Raw genomic sequence first — 18,769 nt, 5'->3', positions numbered from 1 at the left:
CTGGCCCCTATATGCGGCAAACACAACAGAGGCGAACCAGCCCGCCTCTTAGAACGCAGTCATGATCTCTTCAATGAATGCCACGGTTTCGCCGTGGCATTCTATTTTTATCCGCTCAGGCATTGGCGCGCTTTTTTGCTGATAGGCTGCCGTTCCGGGCACGGAAGGCCCGCCGGGCGACAGGGACAGACGCAAAATGTCTGCCTCATCAGACACGACCGGGCTGAGCATCCATGACTGGTCATCGGAAACCCGCACAAGAACGTGCAGCTTCGCTGGGCGGTCATCCGGCCCAGGCATGCGGTTCACCCATGCAGACACGTCTGTGACATCCGGACAGGATGTTGAGGCATCAGGCATTGCGGTGCAAGAGGACAAGAGGGCCGTCATCGCACAGGCAGCCAAAACCAACCCCGACCTTACCATTGCGTTGACAGGCGCAGCCATAGCGCCCCCTGCTGCTCTGCTCCCTCGATATGGTTCGGTGATGTCGACATGACGGCTGCGGCTTCACCAGACCAACTGTCTGTCAAACCAAATGCGTAGCGGGTTTCGAAGTCGATTTGACGCCCGCTCGGGGTCAGGTCTGCATTGATGAATTCACGTATCAGGCCGCCATTCAGATCCACACCGACCGGTGCATTCAGCCGCAAGGAGCCAGTTTCTGCCCGGCGCGGCTGGGCCATGATGAAGTGCAAACGTCCCTGCCCGACCGGACGGCTTGCGCCGACGGACCAGCGGCTTGTCCACACATCCTGCGTATCTAGCCCAGGCAGCTCGACACTCGCGAGTTCCAGACCAGTAGAAATCATCCAGGCCTCACCTGCCAGCATCGCCCCTTCTATGGAATAGGCCGTCATGCTGGTCTGGTCTTCTTCGCCAAAACGTCTTTGGAGCGTGCCGCCAAGCGCTGTTTCTTCGTCCTTCACAAAGGAAGCCCCTGCTCGGACGGACCAGGTATAGGCGTCCCGTCCAAACATGAAGCCGGATTGGGAACGGCCTTCCTGCTCAGCCGAGAAGATATCCATCACAAGGTCAGGTCCGAAAGCATGGCTGAATTTCGCCCAGGTTCCGGAGGTGGAAAATGCATTGCCCATGCCGGGTTCATTCAGCAGCGAGATATCCGGCGCGAGGTGGGTGAGAGACCCGCCTCTGCCCAGCTCGACCTGGCTATCTCCCAGGCTGTAACGCATCTGGAAGGTGGATTGCGGGTCATCCTGATAGGGCGCCGTCGGATCATCCCAGACACGTGCCTGCGTCCAGTTCAGGCTGACATTGCCCGCACGGATCGACCGGCTTTCGCCATTGGCCCAGTCCGCCCGTGTCCCGAAATTTGTCAGACGCGAGCCGAGCGCGTCCTTGGGAATGCGCGCTGTGATCGCGCTGGCATTCACGCGGAAGCCACGCTCATATTTGTCCTGAAAGGTAAGCCCGTCAAAGGCCCCGGAATTGGCGGCCCAGTCCCCAAACGCTCCGCCACTCGGTGCGAAGACCTCGCCCAGGCTGACCCGTTCGATTCCGAAATCAAGGTTCTGCTGACCTTGCGGCTTGAAGGCCTCTTCAAGGTTAAGAACGCCGACACCGGAGACATTATCAACCCCCTCCCCTGCAACCTGGCCCGTAATAGGGTCGGGATTCGGATCAACATAGTCTGTCGCCGTATCAAGAAGAATCTGAAGAGCAAGCTCCGGCTTTGATTTCAAATTGGGAAACGCATCCAGCAACAAGGCAAGCGACCCGGCCACATAAGGCGCGGCAAAGGACGTGCCGGAAATCCGATAATAGTCGCCCTCATCATCCGCATCATTACAATTGTCCGCGACAGTCTGGGAGCAGTTCGGAGCATCCGGGAAGACGATATTATCATCCGGCCCGGTGGAAACAATGTCCTCGCCAGGAGCAAGAATATAATAATTCCGCGCTGAAGCCCCAGCGCGATTGGAGAAATCGGATATCCGGCCTGCAGGATCTATTGACCCCACAGCAACAACCCGTCCCTGCGAAGAACTTTGACCTGCAATATAGGCTGGTTCTGTCGGTATATCTCCAACCGCATCTGTCGGATTTCCGTTCTCGTCCGTTCCCGCAGGTTCGGCCTCATTACCGGCAGAGATAACCACGAGAACGCCCGATGCCACCGCAGACCGCACGGCATTCTCAAGCGTCGGGTCATTATCAACTTCTCCGCCCAAGGACATATTGATGATGCTGGCACCCTGATCGACCGCGTACTGGATGGCGCGCGCCAGATCCCCGTCGCTGAACACACAGTCTTCATCTTCGCCACTACGCCCGCAGCTGCCGGGCGAGTCCGCGCGAATCCCAAGGATGGAGGATTCATAGGCCGCACCCTGAATCCCGTTAGGCGTATTATTGTCCGCACTCGTGCGATAGTCATCCTGCCGGCGCGCAGCGATCACACCGCTGACGAGCGTGCCATGACCTTCCGTATCAGTGTCACCCGGTTGGCGTTTAATGGTGGTGCGATTGCCATTGCTGTCGAAGCCCCGGCAGGCCGTATCTGCACAAACATCATACATGCCGACGACAGCACCCTGCAGATCAGGATGATCTGAAATAACGCCGGTATCAATTACAGCGATCGTGATGTCCTTGCCGGTGGCGCCGATCGCATAGGCAGCGGACGCCCCGATAAGCGGCAGGCCAACGGTCGCATTATACTCACGGGTCTCAAACGCAGAAGGCGGCGCGATCTGTTCCGGGAATGGATTTGAGGCCGGCGGGGGCGGAGGAGGCGGCGGCGGAGGTGGTGGTAACGGGGTTACGGCAGAACTGCTACCGCCGCCCCCTCCCCCGGCACATGCCGTGAGCGCCAATACCGAAACACCCAGCATAGCTGCGGCGCAAAGCGAACGAGGGAAATGCCTGCGAGGCGTCTCAGATTGGGGCAGATACATGCACGTTTCCTGTCTCAACGGCACCGTTCTCTATACGTGCCTTACGCTTGGAAACTAGAACTCCACAATAAAGATCAAGTAGTGGCAATCACTTAGAGCAGTATATCACGAAAACTCTACTCGCTCCTGCGAGAAGTAGAACAGAGAGCGTGTTTCATCATCAATCATGTCGCTACGGGCTTCCAGCAGGCGTTGCATGGCATGTTTGCGATCCTTAAGGGCATGCTCGAAATCTGCTTCGATAAGACGGTCCACGCCTGTGCGAACCATAGCATCCCGTACTTCCATATACAGCGTCAGCGATCCGCCAAGGAACATGGATTCATATGCAATCTTGCTGGCAATCTTGTCGTGTATGTCGCTGTACTGGAATTGCCGCTCCATGACAGATTTGCGTTTGCAGATAAAATCGATCTCGTGGCGATATTCAGGGTGACGAAGATAATAATTCTTCAGTGCGGTCATTTCCGTATCGATCCGTTCCTGCACATCTTCCGGCAGGGCTTCACTCAGGATGATGATGATATCGATATCAGAGCCCTTCACCATTTCTCCAGAGGCCATGTGCTCACGTGGTTCATTATGGGCCAGATAGTAGGCCAGATCCCCGGCAATAAAGGCACACAACTGACTGCGAATTTCGCGCCCCAATGTCACAAACACCTGCTTCATGACGGATTGCGCGACAGACAGTTTCTCACGACTGATCTCGCGGTGCATGTTTGAGAGGGTGCCCTGCCGCTCAATCATCTTGTCTCTCTGGCCTGGTAGACCGAACAGAGTGAAGGACAGAAAATCCCGCAGGATTGACGGGCTGAGCCGGACTTGATCCTCACGGGTAATATCGAAGCGCAGATAATAGCTGGCAAAATGCGACACGTGCAGCTTGCGGCTCTGATAGCAGGCTTGCCAAAGGGCCAGCTGAGGCACATCGCGCATGTCCTCTGCAAGCTCCTTTCCAAGACGGGGCCCCTTCTCCGCCAGCATGGCTTCGATACGGGCCTCAATGTCTTTCAGGTCATATTTGGACAAACCAAAATCCTTTCACAGATCACATGCGCGTGATTGATGGCGAGCCGCTCCGGCTGCCATCTTTAAGAAGGGACAAGAACACATCCCTGCACGGAAGGCACCGTCTCCTGCAAGGAAGCTTATTCCACCGTAACAGATTTCGCCAGATTGCGCGGCTGATCAACATCCGTGCCTTTCGCAACGGCGACATAATAGGCCAGCAGCTGCAGTGGAACGGCCGCCAGGATCGGCAGGCTGATATCATCGCCTTCCGGAATGGCGATCGCATGGTCTGCGCGATTTCCGGCCATTTTGATACCAGCCTCATCAGAGATCAGGATCACCCGCGCGCCGCGTGCCCGGATTTCCTCGACATTTGAGATCGTCTTCTCGAACAACTCATCCTTCGGTGCAACAACGACCACCGGAAGGCCCTTCTCGATCAACGCAATGGGACCATGCTTAAGCTCACCCGCGGCGTAACCTTCGGCATGAATGTAAGATACTTCCTTCAGCTTCAGCGCGCCTTCCAGGGCCAGCGGATAGTAACGTCCACGCCCCAGAAACAGGACATCCTTGCTCTGCGTCAGGGTCTGCGCAATCTCGCGGATCTGGTCTTGAGACTTCAATGCTTCCGTCACCTTGCGCGGAAGGGCCAGCAGTGTCTTCACGGCATTAACCTCATCCCCCGGCAGTAGATGACCGCGCGCCTTGGCCGCGCTGAGCGCAAGAACGGCCAACACGGAAAGCTGGGCGGTGAAAGCCTTGGTAGAGGCGACCCCGATTTCCGGCCCGGCATGCGTCGGCACAATGGCTTCGGCGTCGCGTGCAATAGAGCTTTCCGGCACATTGACCACAGCCACAGCCTGCGTGCCATTCTGGCGGCAATATCGCAGCGCCGCGAGCGTATCTGCTGTCTCACCGGACTGGCTTACGAATATGGCAGGCCCGGTCTGCGGCAGAACTGGCTCACGATAGCGAAACTCGGACGCAATATCCGTCTCAAAGGCCAGACGAGCCCTCTGTTCAAACCAGTATTTGGCTGTGTGGGCGGCATAATAGGCCGTCCCGCAGGCGATCGCGACCGCGCGGTCTGCCTTTGTGAACATCTTGTCGGCCACGGCGTCCAGGTTGAGGGCCTGCGCAGCCTGGTCGATGTATGGAAGAATGGAGCGCGCAAGGGATTCCGGCTGCTCGTGGATCTCTTTCAGCATGAAGTGATCATACTCGCCCCGCTCAATCAGGGCGTCATTCACGGCAGACTTCACACGGGGCCGGTTCACACGTTCGCCGGCGGCATTGCGGATGTCTGTGCTGTCCCGGGTCAGGACCACCCAGTCCCCCTCTTCCAGATAAGTTACATCGCGGGTCAGCGGTGCCAGGGCGATAGCATCTGAGCCGAGATACATCTCTCCATTGCCGTAACCGAGCACAAGCGGGCTGCCCTTGCGGGCGCCGATCAGCAGGTCCGGATCATCAGAGAAGATTGCCGCAATCGCGAAGGCTCCAGACAGCTCTTTCAGAGCAGCTTCAAACGCATCTACCGCGTCCATGCCCTCATCCATGTTCTGGGCAATCAGCTGGGCGATGACTTCACTGTCTGTTTCAGATTCGAATGTACGGCCCTTGGCCTGCAGGCTGTCGCGCAACTCGCGGAAATTCTCGATGATGCCATTATGCACAATCGCGACATTGCCTGATACGTGCGGGTGGGCATTCACCTCATTGGGCTGTCCATGGGTTGCCCAGCGCGTGTGGGCGATACCCGTCAGGCCCTCAACGGGCTCTTCCGCGATGGCGGCTTCAAGATTGACGATCTTGCCCTTGGCCCGGCGGCGTTTCAGGCTGCCATGGTCAACCACGGCCACGCCGGCACTGTCATAACCACGATACTCAAGCCGCTTCAGCCCATCCACCAGACGCGAAGGGACTGGCTCTTTACCCGCGATCGCAACAATTCCGCACATACTCTACCTCCATGGATTGTCAGCAGAGATAGACCTGACAAATCCGGCAAACCAATGACACTTTATGTACGATTACAACAACAGGCGAAGATGTGCTCAAAGTGGCCTGAGTGTGGCCGAGTTTAGCAGGACTGAACCGTGAAGTTATCAGGATGACTCACATTGAGGGGCTGCAAGCCTTTAATAGATCGAAGAAAAACAGTACCTGACCAGCGCCCGCCGTAAGGAAGTAAGACGTTTTGACCAGAACTTTGACCCATCTTGATCGCCTCGAAGCCGAAAGCCTGCATATCATGCGGGAAGTCGCTGCCGAATGCGAAAATCCGGTAATGCTCTATTCCGTGGGAAAGGACTCGGCCGTGATGCTGCATCTGGCGATGAAGGCGTTTTATCCGTCTCGTCCGCCTTTCCCATTGATGCATGTCGACACGACGTGGAAATTCCGGGAAATGATCGAATTCCGCGACCGCAAGGCTAAAGAACTGGGCTTTGACCTTCTGGTGCATATCAATGAAGACGGCGTGCGCCAGGGCGTTGGCCCCTTCACCCACGGATCTGCTGTCCACACCGATGTGATGAAGACACAGGCCCTGAAGCAGGCGCTCAACAAATACAAGTTTGATGCAGCCTTTGGCGGAGCCCGCCGTGACGAGGAAAAATCACGCGCCAAGGAACGCATCTTCTCATTTCGCTCTGCCGAGCATCGCTGGGACCCCAAACGCCAGCGCCCCGAGCCGTGGAACGTCTACAATACACGCATCAATCAGGGCGAAAGCGTCCGCGTCTTCCCGCTGTCGAACTGGACCGAGCTGGACATCTGGCAATACATCCGACGCGAGAATATCGAGATTGTTCCGCTCTATTTTGCAGCGCCGCGCCCGGTTGTGAACTGGAATGGCGTCGACATCATGGTCGACGACGACCGAATGCCGGAAGAGCTGGCCAAGACCGCTGTCACCAAATCCGTCCGCTTCCGCACACTCGGCTGTTACCCGCTGACTGGCGCGGTCGAAAGCACGGCTGACACGCTGGAAGCGATCATCCAGGAAATGCTGCTGACGACGACATCTGAACGTCAGGGGCGCGTCATTGATGTGGACCAGTCCGCATCGATGGAGAAGAAAAAGCAGGAGGGCTATTTCTAATGCGCCTGACCGACGATCTCATTGCGACAGACATTGCCGCCTATCTGGAAAAGCATGAGCACAAATCGCTGCTGCGTTTCATCACCTGCGGCTCCGTTGATGATGGCAAGTCTACGCTGATTGGCCGCCTGCTCTACGATTCCAAGATGATCTTTGAAGATCAGCTGGCGACGCTGGAAAGCGACTCCAAGAAAGTTGGAACACAGGGCGAGAATATCGATTTCGCCCTGCTGGTAGACGGCCTCGCAGCAGAACGTGAACAGGGCATCACGATTGATGTTGCGTACCGGTTCTTCGCCACCGACAAGCGCAAGTTCATCGTGGCCGATACACCCGGACACGAACAATATACCCGCAACATGGCAACAGGTGCGTCTACGGCAGATGTCGCCATTCTGATGGTTGACGCGCGCAAGGGCATCCTGACCCAGACGCGCCGCCACAGCTTCATCACCACCCTGCTCGGCATCCGCAAGCTGGTCGTCGCCGTCAACAAGATGGATCTCGTTGGCTATAGCGAGCAGGTCTATGAAGACATTATCGAAGACTTCTACGCCTTCGCTGATGAGCTGGCGACAGATCTGGAGATCCAGCCGATTCCGATGTCGGCGCTGGAAGGCGTGAACATCACCAGCCGCTCAAACGAGACGGACTGGTATGAAGGTCCCAGCCTGATGGAATATCTGGAAAACGTGCCGGTGGGCAACAAGCGCCTGAACGCCTCCTTCCGGATGCCCGTGCAATGGGTGAACCGCCCGAATCTCGATTTCCGCGGTTTCTCCGGCCAGATCACAGCCGGAACAATCAAGCCCGGTGACCGGGTAAAATCCATGCCATCGGGCAAGCAATCGACCATTGACCGGATCGTCACCGCAACGGGCGACCTTGAAGAAGGCGTTGCAGGCCAGTCAATTACGCTGACCCTGGCAGACGAAATCGACTGCTCACGCGGGGATGTCATTGTCTCTGCCGATGACCCGACCGAAGTGTCTGATCAGTTCCAGGCTCGTATCCTGTGGATGAGTGAGTCGCCGCTTCTGCCTGGCCGCCGCTATCTTCTGAAGATCGGCTCCAAAACGGTCACCGCGACAGTCAACGCCCCGAAATACGGGATCGACGTCAACACATTGTCCGATATACCTGCCAAGACACTGGAGCTGAACCAGATCGGCGTAACCACACTGTCTCTGGATCAGGCCATTCCTTATGATCCCTATGATGTGAACCGTGAGATGGGCGGCTTCATCCTGATCGACCGGATGACAAATGATACGGTCGGCCTCGGCCTGATCGACTTTGCCCTGCGCCGTGCCTCCAATATTCACTGGCAAGCCATGGACATGGACCGTGCGACCCTGGCTGAGCAGAAAGGCCAGAAACCGGCTGTGCTGTGGTTCACCGGCCTGTCCGGCTCCGGCAAATCGACCATCGCCAACGCCCTTCAGAAGCTGCTGTTTGCTCAAGGCAAGCATACATTCACGCTGGATGGCGACAATGTGCGTCACGGCCTGAACCGTGACCTTGGCTTCACTGATGCTGACCGTGTGGAGAACATCCGCCGCGTGGCAAATGTGGCGCGTCTCATGTCGGACGCCGGGCTGATCACGCTCGTCTCCTTCATCTCTCCCTTCCGGTCCGAGCGCCAGATGGCGCGCAACCTGATGGCTGAAGGCGAGTTCATCGAGGTCTATGTCGACACACCCCTGGATGTAGCTGAGAAACGCGACGTCAAAGGCCTCTACAAGAAGGCCCGCGCTGGCGAGATCAAGAACTTCACCGGCATCGACAGCCCTTACGAACCTCCGCAAAACCCTGAGATCACGATTGATACGGTCAATCATACCCCCGAAGAGGCTGCACAGACGATTCTGGACTACCTCAAGGAAAAGGGCATGTTTGAAATCTGATCCAGCCCTTCTCTCTGTTCCATCCGCTACGTTGGGCCCTTCCCCGACGTAGCGGGTCGATCTGCTTCTCTCGACGCTGTAAATCTCTCTCAGACAAAATCTGAGGGAGAGATCGAGATGGCAAAAGGCGACATGCCGGTACTGGTTGGCGTTGGGCAAAGCCTCAGCCAATGGGACGGAACGGATGGTGCTGCCGGGGCGCCCTCCCCGCTTTCGCTAATGGTCGATGCGTCAAAAGCCGCCATATCAGACAGTGGCGCCGCAGACCTTGCCAAAGCCATCGACACGATTGCGGTTGTGCGCATCTTTGAGGACTCCGTTGGCGGCGCGCCCCACCCTCATGGCCACAACACGAACTTGCCCGGCACACTGGCGCGCGATCTCGGCGCGGTGCCGGACACGCTGATCTATGAAACCGTCGGCGGGCAGAGCCCCCAGGCGCTCGTCAATGAGATGGCCGCAAAGATCCATGCGGGGGACATAGAGTGCGCGCTCATTTCAGGCTCAGAAGCAAACCGCGCCTCCAAGGGGGCGCGTCGCAATGGCGTTGAGATTAACTGGGCCGATGGGGCAGACGCGGAGTATGAAGATCGCGGCATGGGCCCGATGATGCTGTCACGCGAAGAGATCAAGCATGGCATTGTGGCGCCAGCCTATTTCTATGCCCTGTTTGAGAATGCGATCGCCGCGCGCGAAGGCGAAAGCCGCAGCGAGCATCGCACGTCCATGGCGAAGCTGTTCCAACCCTTCACGAAAGTGGCGGCCAGCAATCCCTATTCTCAGTTCCCGGAGGAACACTCCGTCGACTTTCTCTCAACGCCTTCCAAAGCCAATTACGAATATGCCGACCCATTTCTGAAATGGTTTATTGCACAGGACGCCGTAAACCAGGGCGCTGCCGCCATCCTGATGAGCGAGTCAAAGGCAGATGCACTGGGTATTCCCGCAGACAAGCGCATCTACCTACATGGCGCTGGCGAAGCGGCGGATGATCTGATTTCCGTTCGCCCTCGCCTTGATGGCTCCTGGGCCATGGAGAAAGCGATCAGCCGCGCATTGCATCAGGCGGAAAAGACAACTGCAGACATCAAGCATTTCGACCTCTATTCCTGTTTCCCCTGCGCAGTATTCTCCTCCACCGCAGCGCTTGGCATTGACTGGAAGAAGGATCCGAGACCGCTGACCCTGACAGGTGGCCTGCCCTTCTTTGGCGGCCCCGGAAACAATTATTCCCTGCACGGTATTGCAGAAATGGCGAAAACCCTGCGCGAAGATACCGGCAGCTACGGCCTTGTGCTTGCCAATGGCGGGTGGATGACCAAGGAAGCGGTTGGCATCTATTCCACGCACAAGCCGGCCCGCTTCGTCGCTGCAGAGCCCTATGCAACACCGAGCGATCAGGTCGAGCTATGCAAGGAAGATTGTAAAGGCACGCTGGAAACCTTCACCGTGACGCATGGCAAGGAAGGTCCGAATAACGGGATCGCCTTCATACGCTTGGAAGATGGCCGCCGTGCCCTGGCCAATGCCTCCCCTGCCGCACTCGGCGTGCTTCGGGAAGATGCGTCCCCAGTTGGCCGGAAGGTAAGCGTAAAGGTGGAAGGCGAAAAGGGTATCTTCGACTTCACCTGATGCGGGCTACAGCAGGATAGGCGCAAGCACAAAAGGCAAGATGCAAAGGCCAAGTGCCACCCAGCGCGTCTTGCCCATGGCCCGCCATCCATCCCGTATGCCCCGGCGCCAGCCAGGGGTAGCCCGCTCACTCTTGGCGATCCGCAGGCTGTAGATTGCCACACCGGTCAGGGAGAGCCCCGTCAGCGCAAGGCCGAAGACAAACCAGATCGTCTTCGTCCAATAGCCCCCGAATGTCCCGAAGTGTAGCGGATCTGCAGCTTCGGAAATCCGCTGATGCAGAGTCAGACTGCGCGGATCGATGCCGCCCAGCACAGAGCCGGTGCCGGTATCCACCCAGACCGAATCCACGCGCGGCCTCACCAGAATGGCGCGGCCTGTATGCCCCTGCACCATGAAGGCGGTATACTTCTTGCGGGGCCATATGATGGCCTTGACCTGAAATTCGGGCATATCCCGTTGAGCCGCCTGAATACCCTTGTCGAGCACAGCGGCCACATCGTCTGTATTCGACATGCTGCCTGCATTCTGGACTTGCGGGCGATCCGGCAGAGGCGCGCCGCCGCCCCAAACCTCAATCAGATACCAGAATCCGGTACAGATCAGCAGCAGAATGAACCACATCGACCAGAGCCCGGCCAGCCGGTGCACATCCCCCACCAAGGCACGAAGGGTTCGCCCCTTCGGCCAGCGCAGGAAACCGCGCCACCAATTCTTGTAGACAACAAAGGATGTGACGAGCGACACCAACAGCAAGACAGCGGCCATGGCCACAATGGAAACGCCCCATTTGACCGGCAGCATCAAATGGCGGTGCGTATTTCGCAGGAACCGCTGAAAACCCAGCCAGCCGCCCGTACCGGTCACCTCTCCAGTGCCGGGATGCACATATACATGGTGCGGCGTCGCCTCACCCGGAGAGCGGACGACCACGTCAATCGCGGCGGCCTTGTTGATGGGGGAATTGATGCTGACAATATCTGCCTCAGGATCAAATGCCATGACGGCCGCGCTGACAGTTCCCCAACTGACAGGCTGGCTCACCTCCCCCGGATTCACCCACATGGCAGGCCGCGACAGCCAGTCAAATTCGTAGGAAAAGACGGCGAGCGTTCCTGTTAGAAACACAAAGGACAGAAACAGCGAAATCTGAAGGCCCGCCCATTGGTGTATTTTCCACCAGAGGCGAGCCTTGGGTTTCTTTCGCCGGCGCATTCCAGTTACCATTTACGGGTGACTTCAAGAAACACAGACCGCGGATCCCCCGGGAAGTGTCCCGTCCGGTCAATAAAGCCGCTGGACGCGTAGGTTTCATCGAACAGATTGTCTACGCGCAACAGGGCTTTCCAGTCCTCGATCTCGTAAATGATCGAGGCATCGAACACCGTATAGGGGCGCACTTTCTGTCCGCTGCGGCTGACGCGCACATCAACATAATCCCCGCCGAAAGCGAAAGCCGTGTTCCAGGCTGGCACCTGATAGCGTGTCCAGAATCCCAGCGTATTCTTGGGCGCATTCGGGAACCGGTCACCCACATTCGCATCGATACTTGTCAGGCCATTCGACTTCGTTATGCGCGCATCATTATAGGCGTAGGATACGGTGCCTACCCAGTTCTCGGTAATGTCAGCCGTGACATCCGCTTCGAAGCCATCACTGGTCACTTCCCCGAAAGCTACCAAGTCATCCACGCCATCCGCATCCAAATCGCCACGAGGGTCAGCCTGCAAGACATTGTTTTTGACGATGCGATAGATGGAGGCAGATGATTGCACCTTGCCATTCATCAGTTCGGTCTTGATGCCGCCTTCGACAATCTCGCCCTCGGTCGGGTCGAATGGCCCGCCAGCGAGCGGCGTCTGGGCGCTTATGCTCTGAGGTTCAAAACTAGTCGCCCACTGCCCGAACAGTGAAACATCCTCCCGCACGCGATAGACAAGGCCTGCGCGCCAGGTTGTGGCATCGTCCTCATAGCTGTCGCCGCCAACGCGATCTTCATCCTCAAAGGTGTCGTGACGCACCCCGACGACGGCAACGACAGGCCCCAGAGTTGCTTCGTTCAGGGCATAGAAGCCGTAACGTGTCTGCACCGAATCCGTCACACGTGCCGGAAGGTCATTATATGTGGACGGATCTGTCTCGCCATATACCGGGTTTTCCAGGCTGAGAGGGGATGGCAAGCCGGGCGTTACGCTTTTCTTGCCGCGAATGGTAACACCCGAAAAATAAGAATCATTGCGATACCAGTCCGCCCCCAGCAGCACGCGATTGTCGATGGCTCCGAACTGTCGCGACCAGACCGCATTGGTTCCCATGGAGACACCTTCATTGCGGCGCTTTTGATCACGGAACTCACGGATGGACATGTCCACGTCTCCATCCCCGTTCGAGTCAAACAGGCCACGTGGTTCGTGGTATTTCTGTCTTTCTGTGCCATCCATATAGCGGATACCCGCATCCAGGGTGAGGCCTTCCATCGGCTCCGCATACAGCTTTGCCTGCAGAACATTTGAGGCAAGATCCAGGAAGTCTGTCGGCTCATTGTGGTTCCAGCGGCGATCCGCGATGAAATTCCCAAGATCGTCCGTAGGCACACCGCGCAGGCGGTTGCCGTCCAGCTTCTGCTCATAGCGTGTGGCCTGCAACACCAGATCCGCCAGGCCGAGATCAAAGCTGAGGCCCGCGTCATAAATGTCGGTCTCAGACCCGGTATTCCAGCGCGGTCCGTTCTGGTCTTCATAGAAGACACCCAACCGCCCGGCCGTTCCATCAACCGGCAGCGCTCCCGTCACTTCGAATGATGCGCCTTTGCGCCCTTCCGTCCCGTAGACGGCAGAGACATTTGCCGCAAAGTCCTCGCTTGGCGTCTTGGTGATATAGTTGAACAAGCCGCCCGGCGCGCCCGCACCGTACAACATGCCCGCCGGGCCTTTCAGAAACTCCACGCGTTCAACATTAAACAGCTGGGGCACAGAAAATCCGGCATAGGGGTCCCCACGCAATCCGTCGAAGAAGTTCTCTTCCTGACGAAACCCGCGCGCCGTCACGCCCGCATAGCTGTATACGGTTACACCGGATATATTGCGGTACAGATCCTGCGCATCCCGCGCGCCCTGATCTTCAATCAGCTGGGAATTGATTACCGTGATTGCTTGCGTGGACAATAGCGGTTCGGTCGGCAGTTTGCCGGAACTTGTCTCATGCACCCTGTAAAGCTCTTGCGCACGGGAGGTCACAATCACCGTATCCTGGCGCAGCTCATCCCCCTCGTCCTGCTCAACAATTTGCGCCTGTGAAACCAGGGCTGAGGCGGCAGCGCCCGCGAGAAGAATGCCAAGACGCGGGCCGGATAGTTGCTGAATCATGAGACTTCCCAGTGCTGAATAGATGGATCAGCGCCCGCCTAACAGTTCTGAGAATAATTCGCAACAATTCTGCGAATGATTTTCACATTCAATGTATGTCTCACCCAATGCCTGCAGTAAATTGATGGCTGCGAAGCAATGCTTGCCCCTCCCCGTGACATGCCGCAATCTGCTGGCATGACGAGACATTTTCACCGGATAGGCGTGATCGGCGGCGGCGCATGGGGCACGGCAATTGCCCAGATGCTAACCCGGGATACACAGGACGTAACGATCTGGTGCCGCGAGGAAGAGGTCGCAGAGGCGATCAATACGCGGCACGAGAACACCGTTTTTCTGCCCGGCGTTCCGCTCAACCCGGCCCTCAGGGCCACCAGCGACCTGACAGAGCTGCACCTGATGGATGCACTGTTTTCTGTTGCGCCAGCCCAGCACACACGCACCACGCTGCGCGCCCTGAAGGGCCATATTCGCCCTGACACCCCTGTCGTGCTCTGTTCCAAGGGCATTGAGCTGTCGAGTGCGGAGTTCATGACGCAAGTTCTGGCGGATGAATTGCCTGAGGCCATACCGGCGGTGATGTCCGGGCCCAGCTTTGCCATTGATGTGGCGCGCGGCCTGCCAACGGCAGTGACCTTTGCCATCGAGGATGAAAACCTCGGCACAGATCTGATTGCAGCCATCTCCACCCCCACTTTCCGCCCCTATCTGGCGCATGACCTGCTCGGCGCAGAGATTGGAGGCGCGGTGAAGAATGTGCTGGCCATTGCGTGCGGCATCGCGCTCGGCAAGGGCCTCGGCCGCTCCGCCCATGCGGCCCTCATCGCACGCGGAAGCGCAGAGATGACCCGATTGGCGCTCGCGCTCGGCGCAGACCGGGAAACGATGGCAGGCCTCTCCGGCCTCGGCGACCTTGTGCTCACCTGCTCGTCAGAGACCAGCCGCAATATGAGCTGTGGCATGGCACTCGGCAAAGGCGAGTCACTTGAGGCGATCCTAGGCGCGCGCAATGCCGTGACCGAAGGGGTTGCCACAGCGCCTGTCCTGAAAAAGCTCGCAGCCAGCAAGTCTGTCGACATGCCGATCTGCGATGCGGTGGCCGATGTGATCGAGGGGACAATCAATGTGGATGAAGCCATCCATCGCCTGTTGATGCGTCCGAACCGCGCCGAAAGCGTTATTGCCTGATCATGCTGGAAGCGGATGTCGCGGTGATCGGGGCTGGGGTGATTGGCCTCGCCTGCGCCGCTGAACTCGCCCGGCGCGGACGCGATGTCGTCATACTGGAAAAAACCAGCGCCATCGGAACCGGCATTTCCTCCCGCAACAGCGAAGTCATCCATGCTGGTCTCTACTATCCCACCGGCTCCCTAAAGCACAGCTTGTGCGTGGAAGGACGACGTCGACTCTATGACTGGCTGGAAAGCCGGAAGGTCGCCCATCGCAAATGCGGCAAGCTGGTTGTTGCCACCTCTGAAGAAGACCTCCCTATCCTTAATGCCATCAATCTGCAGGCCGAGGCCAATGGCGTCGAAGGTATCACCCGCCTTACAGATAAGGATGCGGTAGCATTAGAGCCCGCGCTCGCCTGCAAGGCGGCGCTTCACTCACCGGAAACAGGTATTCTGGATACCCATGGGTACATGCTGTCTCTTCAAGGCGCGCTGGAAGACCATGGCGGTGCCATAGCCTTCGGCACACCTGTTCTGGGCGGCAAGCTCTTGCCGGATGAACAAATCGCTCTCTCCCTAGGCGGGCCAGATCCACAGGTTTTGCACGCGCGCACCATCATAAATGCAGCAGGCCTCTACGCTGTGCCGCTCGCCCGCGCCATTGAAGGTGTGCCTGAAACGGCCCTGCCCCAAATGACCCTGGCCAAGGGCAGTTATTTCAGCTGTCAGGCCCCGCCCGCATTTCAGCGCCTGATCTATCCTGTGCCAGTGAATGGCGGGCTCGGCGTGCACTTGACGCTGGATCTTGGCGGCCAGATGCGGTTTGGCCCGGATGTTGAGTGGCTGGATTACAATGATCCCGATGCGGTAGATTACAGCATTGCACCGGATCACGCGAATTCATTCTATGCCGCTATCCGGAAATACTGGCCGGGCCTGCCTGATGACAGTCTCGCCCCAGCCTATTCTGGTTGCCGCCCGAAACTTTCCCGCGCCGGAGAACCTTCAATTGACTTCCGCATTGATGGCCCAGCACAACATGGTGTCCCTGGCCTAATCAACCTTTTCGGAATTGAATCCCCCGGCCTGACTGCCAGCCTGGCGATTGCAAATCTTGTCGCGGAAATGACTGAAGCCTGATTTCGCTCGCCGTCTCAGGCCAATTCGAAATGTGAGCGTACGGTCGGGTTCTCATCTGGCGACTGCACGGCGCCTGTTTTGATAAGCGCAATCATGTGCCCCAGCACAGACATCGCAGCAGCAGGATGCAGGCGCGTATCAACATCTGCATACATCACTTTCACCATTTCCGGGATCGACGTCTCGCCAGAGCGCAGCTGTTCCAGAATGGCAGCCTCGCGAGCACGGCGATGGCTAGCATATTCCGAAATGAACTCATCCACAAAGGCCTGCCCTTTCACCGGGCTGCCATGGGTTGGCCAGAGCGTTTCAAACTTCCTGGCCTGTATCTTGTCCAGACTGTTCATATAGTCTGCCATATCGCCATCAGGCGGCGCGACCACCGTCGTTGACCAGCCCATGATATGGTCTCCGGAGAAGCAAGCATTCTCCTCACGCAGACCAAAGCAAAGATGGTTGCAGGTATGGCCTGGTGTCTCGATGACATCCAGCGTCCAGCCGGGTCCGGAAATCACGTCCCCGTCGCCCACTTTCACATCCGGCATAAAGCCCAGATCGTCCGCACTGCCGAGTTCGCCCTTGGCGGTCGGGATGCCGCAATTCTTCGCATAGGTCTTGCAGCCCGCCCATTCGGCCAGGGGCTGTGCCAGTGGGGAATGGTCTGAATGGCCATGGCTAACCAGAACATGGGTAACCGTGTCACCTTCGAGCGCTTTTTTCAGGGCCTCGAAATGTACTGCGTCCTCAGGCCCCGGATCAATCACCGCGACATCTCCATGGCCGATAATGTAGACACCTGTGCCGACATAGGTGAACGGGCCGGGATTGTTGGCAATGACACGCCGGATCAGCGGAGAGACCTGCTCTACCACGCCATACTCAAACTCAATCTCGCGAATGTAGGGTATGGCCATGGACGTCTAAATCTCTTGCAGCGTTTTCATAACGTGCCGGAGGAATCAGCGTTTCTTCGGTGCAAAAGCGACGGCAAAGGCCTGCGCCATGCGGCGTGTGGCACGGAGCTTGGAGGCAAGCTTCAGGGCCACAGGCGGGCCCATATCCGTCTTGTTCGCATCGACGATGTAGATTCGTCCGGTCATCCGATCACGTAAGACGTCTACGCCGCCCCAGTCCAGACCGATTTCGGCAGCAAACCGCTCAATCACCTGAATTTCATCGGCCGTGTAGCAATTACGCGGCTCATCGAGCAAAACTTCGACATTCTCATTCAGGAATCGGCGCTCCAGCGGCCGACGCTTGCGGAAGACGACGGTCGGCGAGCCATTCACGATGCAGCAACGCAGATCCTCGACCAGACCGCCTTCAATCTCATTGTCGACAAGGCGCTGGTAGGTCTTGCCGGGAACCGGCTCGTCGAGCGGGCCTTCCAAGATGCGGCCATCATGGGCTGCGTTCAGCTCTGATTTCTCGACCATGCGCCCGGCATGAGTGGTCGGGTCCACGCTCAGGGAATAGCCGGATGCCCGCTCGAAAGCCGCCGCGACAGTGGATTTCGAAATGTCATCGCAGTCGAAATTCACCAGAATGGCACCGTCTCTTACGGTTGGTATGGAATTGTCTGTTTCAGTGGAATCGTCAAATTGCATGACAATATCAGCCGTCGCGACATCATCGATGAGCTTGGCCCCGGAGACATGCATGACCGGCCAGATAAAATACCAGGGACGCGGCTTGTCCGGATAAAACGCGATTGTCGGACGTTTATGGCCCGTAACACGGCGCGACGTGCGCCAAGTCTGGGCAAAGAAATAGAAGCAGAACCACGTAAATACGTCGTGCAGCAAAGAAAAAGTCAGCGGAATCCGATGACCCGTCTTTTTTACAAGCACGGCCCGATCATCATATTTGAAATCGGTGATCCAGAGACGATCGCTCATCCTATCCACTCCTGTTGCGCCAAAGGCGTTAAACCCGCGCTCTCCCGCAAATCGCTTGGCACGCGGCTAGACACCTGACAACACACTTAATGCGGCGACAATGTGAATAATTGCTCACAACGTAGTGTATGGCAACCCCTATAGCAGGCTTTCGAGGCTAGAAAGATCATAGCCCGCATCTGCTGCAGCGTCGATGATTTCGCGCGACGTGCCCTGCCCCGCATGTGTCAGCGCCCAAGCCGTGATGCAGCGTGTGCCTGTGCGGCAATAGGCCAGGACAGGCTGCGGTGCCTCATTCAGGATATTGCTCATGCGTTCAACGATTTCAGGCGTCGGTGCGCCAGAGAAAGGCAAAGCGGCAAATGCCAGGCCCAGTGATTCGGCTTTGGCGCGGATAGGGCCCATTCTGGGCTGGTCAACGCCTCCTTCCCCATCAGGCCTGTTCACGACAATCGTCTTGAATCCGGCCGCAGCAATTTCTGCGACATCTTCCTCTGAAATCTGGGGGGCAACGGCAAAAGCGTCCGTTACGCGGCGAATATCAGCCATATTGAATAGTCCCTGCCTGAGTCTGCCGTCTTGATCGGCTGCGTCTACAAGCTAAGGATTGTGAT

General features: G+C 57.6%; 14 protein-coding genes. 5 read left to right on the top strand and 9 right to left on the bottom strand.

What is annotated here, in order from left to right; translation table 11 throughout:
* Positions 1 to 48: 48 nt before the first annotated feature.
* The 4 genes from HY29_RS01815 to glmS form a co-directional block, all read right to left on the bottom strand.
* On the bottom strand, positions 49 to 360 hold the full coding sequence (locus HY29_RS01815; protein ID WP_034790973.1) for a hypothetical protein: 312 nt from the start codon (positions 358 to 360) through the stop codon (positions 49 to 51).
* 59 nt (positions 361 to 419) lie between these two features.
* On the bottom strand, positions 420 to 2,918 hold the full coding sequence (locus HY29_RS01810) for a S8 family peptidase (protein WP_081811178.1): 2,499 nt from the start codon (positions 2,916 to 2,918) through the stop codon (positions 420 to 422).
* A gap of 105 nt (positions 2,919 to 3,023) precedes the next feature.
* A complete protein-coding gene (locus tag HY29_RS01805) occupies positions 3,024 to 3,950 on the bottom strand; it encodes a hypothetical protein (RefSeq protein ID WP_034790964.1) in 927 nt (308 codons plus the stop codon).
* Between the two features lie 119 nt (positions 3,951 to 4,069).
* The gene (gene glmS / locus HY29_RS01800; protein ID WP_034790962.1) at positions 4,070 to 5,896 is read right to left on the bottom strand and encodes a glutamine--fructose-6-phosphate transaminase (isomerizing); all 1,827 of its coding nucleotides are present in this window, start codon (positions 5,894 to 5,896) and stop codon (positions 4,070 to 4,072) included.
* Between the two features lie 239 nt (positions 5,897 to 6,135).
* Between glmS and cysD the strand changes: the two genes are divergently transcribed.
* The 3 genes from cysD (at position 6,136) to HY29_RS01785 (ending at position 10,580) form a co-directional block, all read left to right on the top strand.
* Entirely contained in the window at positions 6,136 to 7,041 is a 906-nt protein-coding gene (gene cysD / locus HY29_RS01795) for a sulfate adenylyltransferase subunit CysD (RefSeq protein ID WP_034790960.1), read from the top strand.
* Entirely contained in the window at positions 7,041 to 8,948 is a 1,908-nt protein-coding gene (cysN, locus tag HY29_RS01790; protein WP_034790958.1) for a sulfate adenylyltransferase subunit CysN, read from the top strand. The genes cysD and cysN overlap by 1 nt, the downstream gene beginning before the upstream one ends.
* 117 nt (positions 8,949 to 9,065) lie before the next feature.
* Positions 9,066 to 10,580 (top strand): acetyl-CoA acetyltransferase, encoded by a 1,515-nt coding sequence (locus HY29_RS01785; protein ID WP_034790956.1) that lies wholly within the window; start codon positions 9,066 to 9,068, stop codon positions 10,578 to 10,580.
* Between the two features lie 6 nt (positions 10,581 to 10,586).
* On the opposite strand, the gene HY29_RS01780 is transcribed toward HY29_RS01785, so the two are convergent.
* Both HY29_RS01780 and HY29_RS01775 read right to left on the bottom strand, forming a co-directional pair.
* A complete protein-coding gene (locus HY29_RS01780; RefSeq protein WP_051601036.1) occupies positions 10,587 to 11,795 on the bottom strand; it encodes a PepSY-associated TM helix domain-containing protein in 1,209 nt (402 codons plus the stop codon).
* A gap of 5 nt (positions 11,796 to 11,800) precedes the next feature.
* Positions 11,801 to 13,945 (bottom strand): TonB-dependent siderophore receptor, encoded by a 2,145-nt coding sequence (locus HY29_RS01775; RefSeq protein ID WP_034790934.1) that lies wholly within the window; start codon positions 13,943 to 13,945, stop codon positions 11,801 to 11,803.
* Positions 13,946 to 14,122: 177 nt separating this feature from the next.
* Here HY29_RS01775 and HY29_RS01770 point away from each other — a divergent pair, with 177 nt between their 5' ends.
* Together HY29_RS01770 and HY29_RS01765 are read left to right on the top strand one after the other, a co-directional pair.
* Positions 14,123 to 15,133 (top strand): NAD(P)H-dependent glycerol-3-phosphate dehydrogenase, encoded by a 1,011-nt coding sequence (locus HY29_RS01770; RefSeq protein WP_034791079.1) that lies wholly within the window; start codon positions 14,123 to 14,125, stop codon positions 15,131 to 15,133.
* A gap of 2 nt (positions 15,134 to 15,135) precedes the next feature.
* Entirely contained in the window at positions 15,136 to 16,257 is a 1,122-nt protein-coding gene (locus tag HY29_RS01765; RefSeq protein ID WP_034790932.1) for an NAD(P)/FAD-dependent oxidoreductase, read from the top strand.
* 14 nt (positions 16,258 to 16,271) lie between these two features.
* On the opposite strand, the gene HY29_RS01760 is transcribed toward HY29_RS01765, so the two are convergent.
* From HY29_RS01760 to HY29_RS01750, 3 genes are all read right to left on the bottom strand, one after another.
* Positions 16,272 to 17,171, bottom strand: a complete 900-nt coding sequence (locus HY29_RS01760; protein ID WP_034790930.1) for an MBL fold metallo-hydrolase — start codon at positions 17,169 to 17,171, stop codon at positions 16,272 to 16,274.
* A gap of 45 nt (positions 17,172 to 17,216) precedes the next feature.
* Positions 17,217 to 18,155: an ATP-grasp domain-containing protein gene (locus tag HY29_RS01755; RefSeq protein ID WP_034790928.1), complete on the bottom strand. Its 939-nt coding sequence runs from the start codon at positions 18,153 to 18,155 to the stop codon at positions 17,217 to 17,219.
* Between the two features lie 138 nt (positions 18,156 to 18,293).
* Positions 18,294 to 18,704 (bottom strand): protein tyrosine phosphatase family protein, encoded by a 411-nt coding sequence (locus HY29_RS01750; RefSeq protein WP_034790926.1) that lies wholly within the window; start codon positions 18,702 to 18,704, stop codon positions 18,294 to 18,296.
* Positions 18,705 to 18,769: the final 65 nt, after the last annotated feature.

Origin of the sequence: Hyphomonas beringensis (assembly GCF_000682755.1) — a bacterium.
GTDB classification, from domain to species: Bacteria; Pseudomonadota; Alphaproteobacteria; order Caulobacterales; family Hyphomonadaceae; genus Hyphomonas; species Hyphomonas beringensis.
The sequence above is the reverse complement of the archived record's forward strand: the minus strand, read 5'-3'. Positions and strand labels throughout refer to the sequence as shown.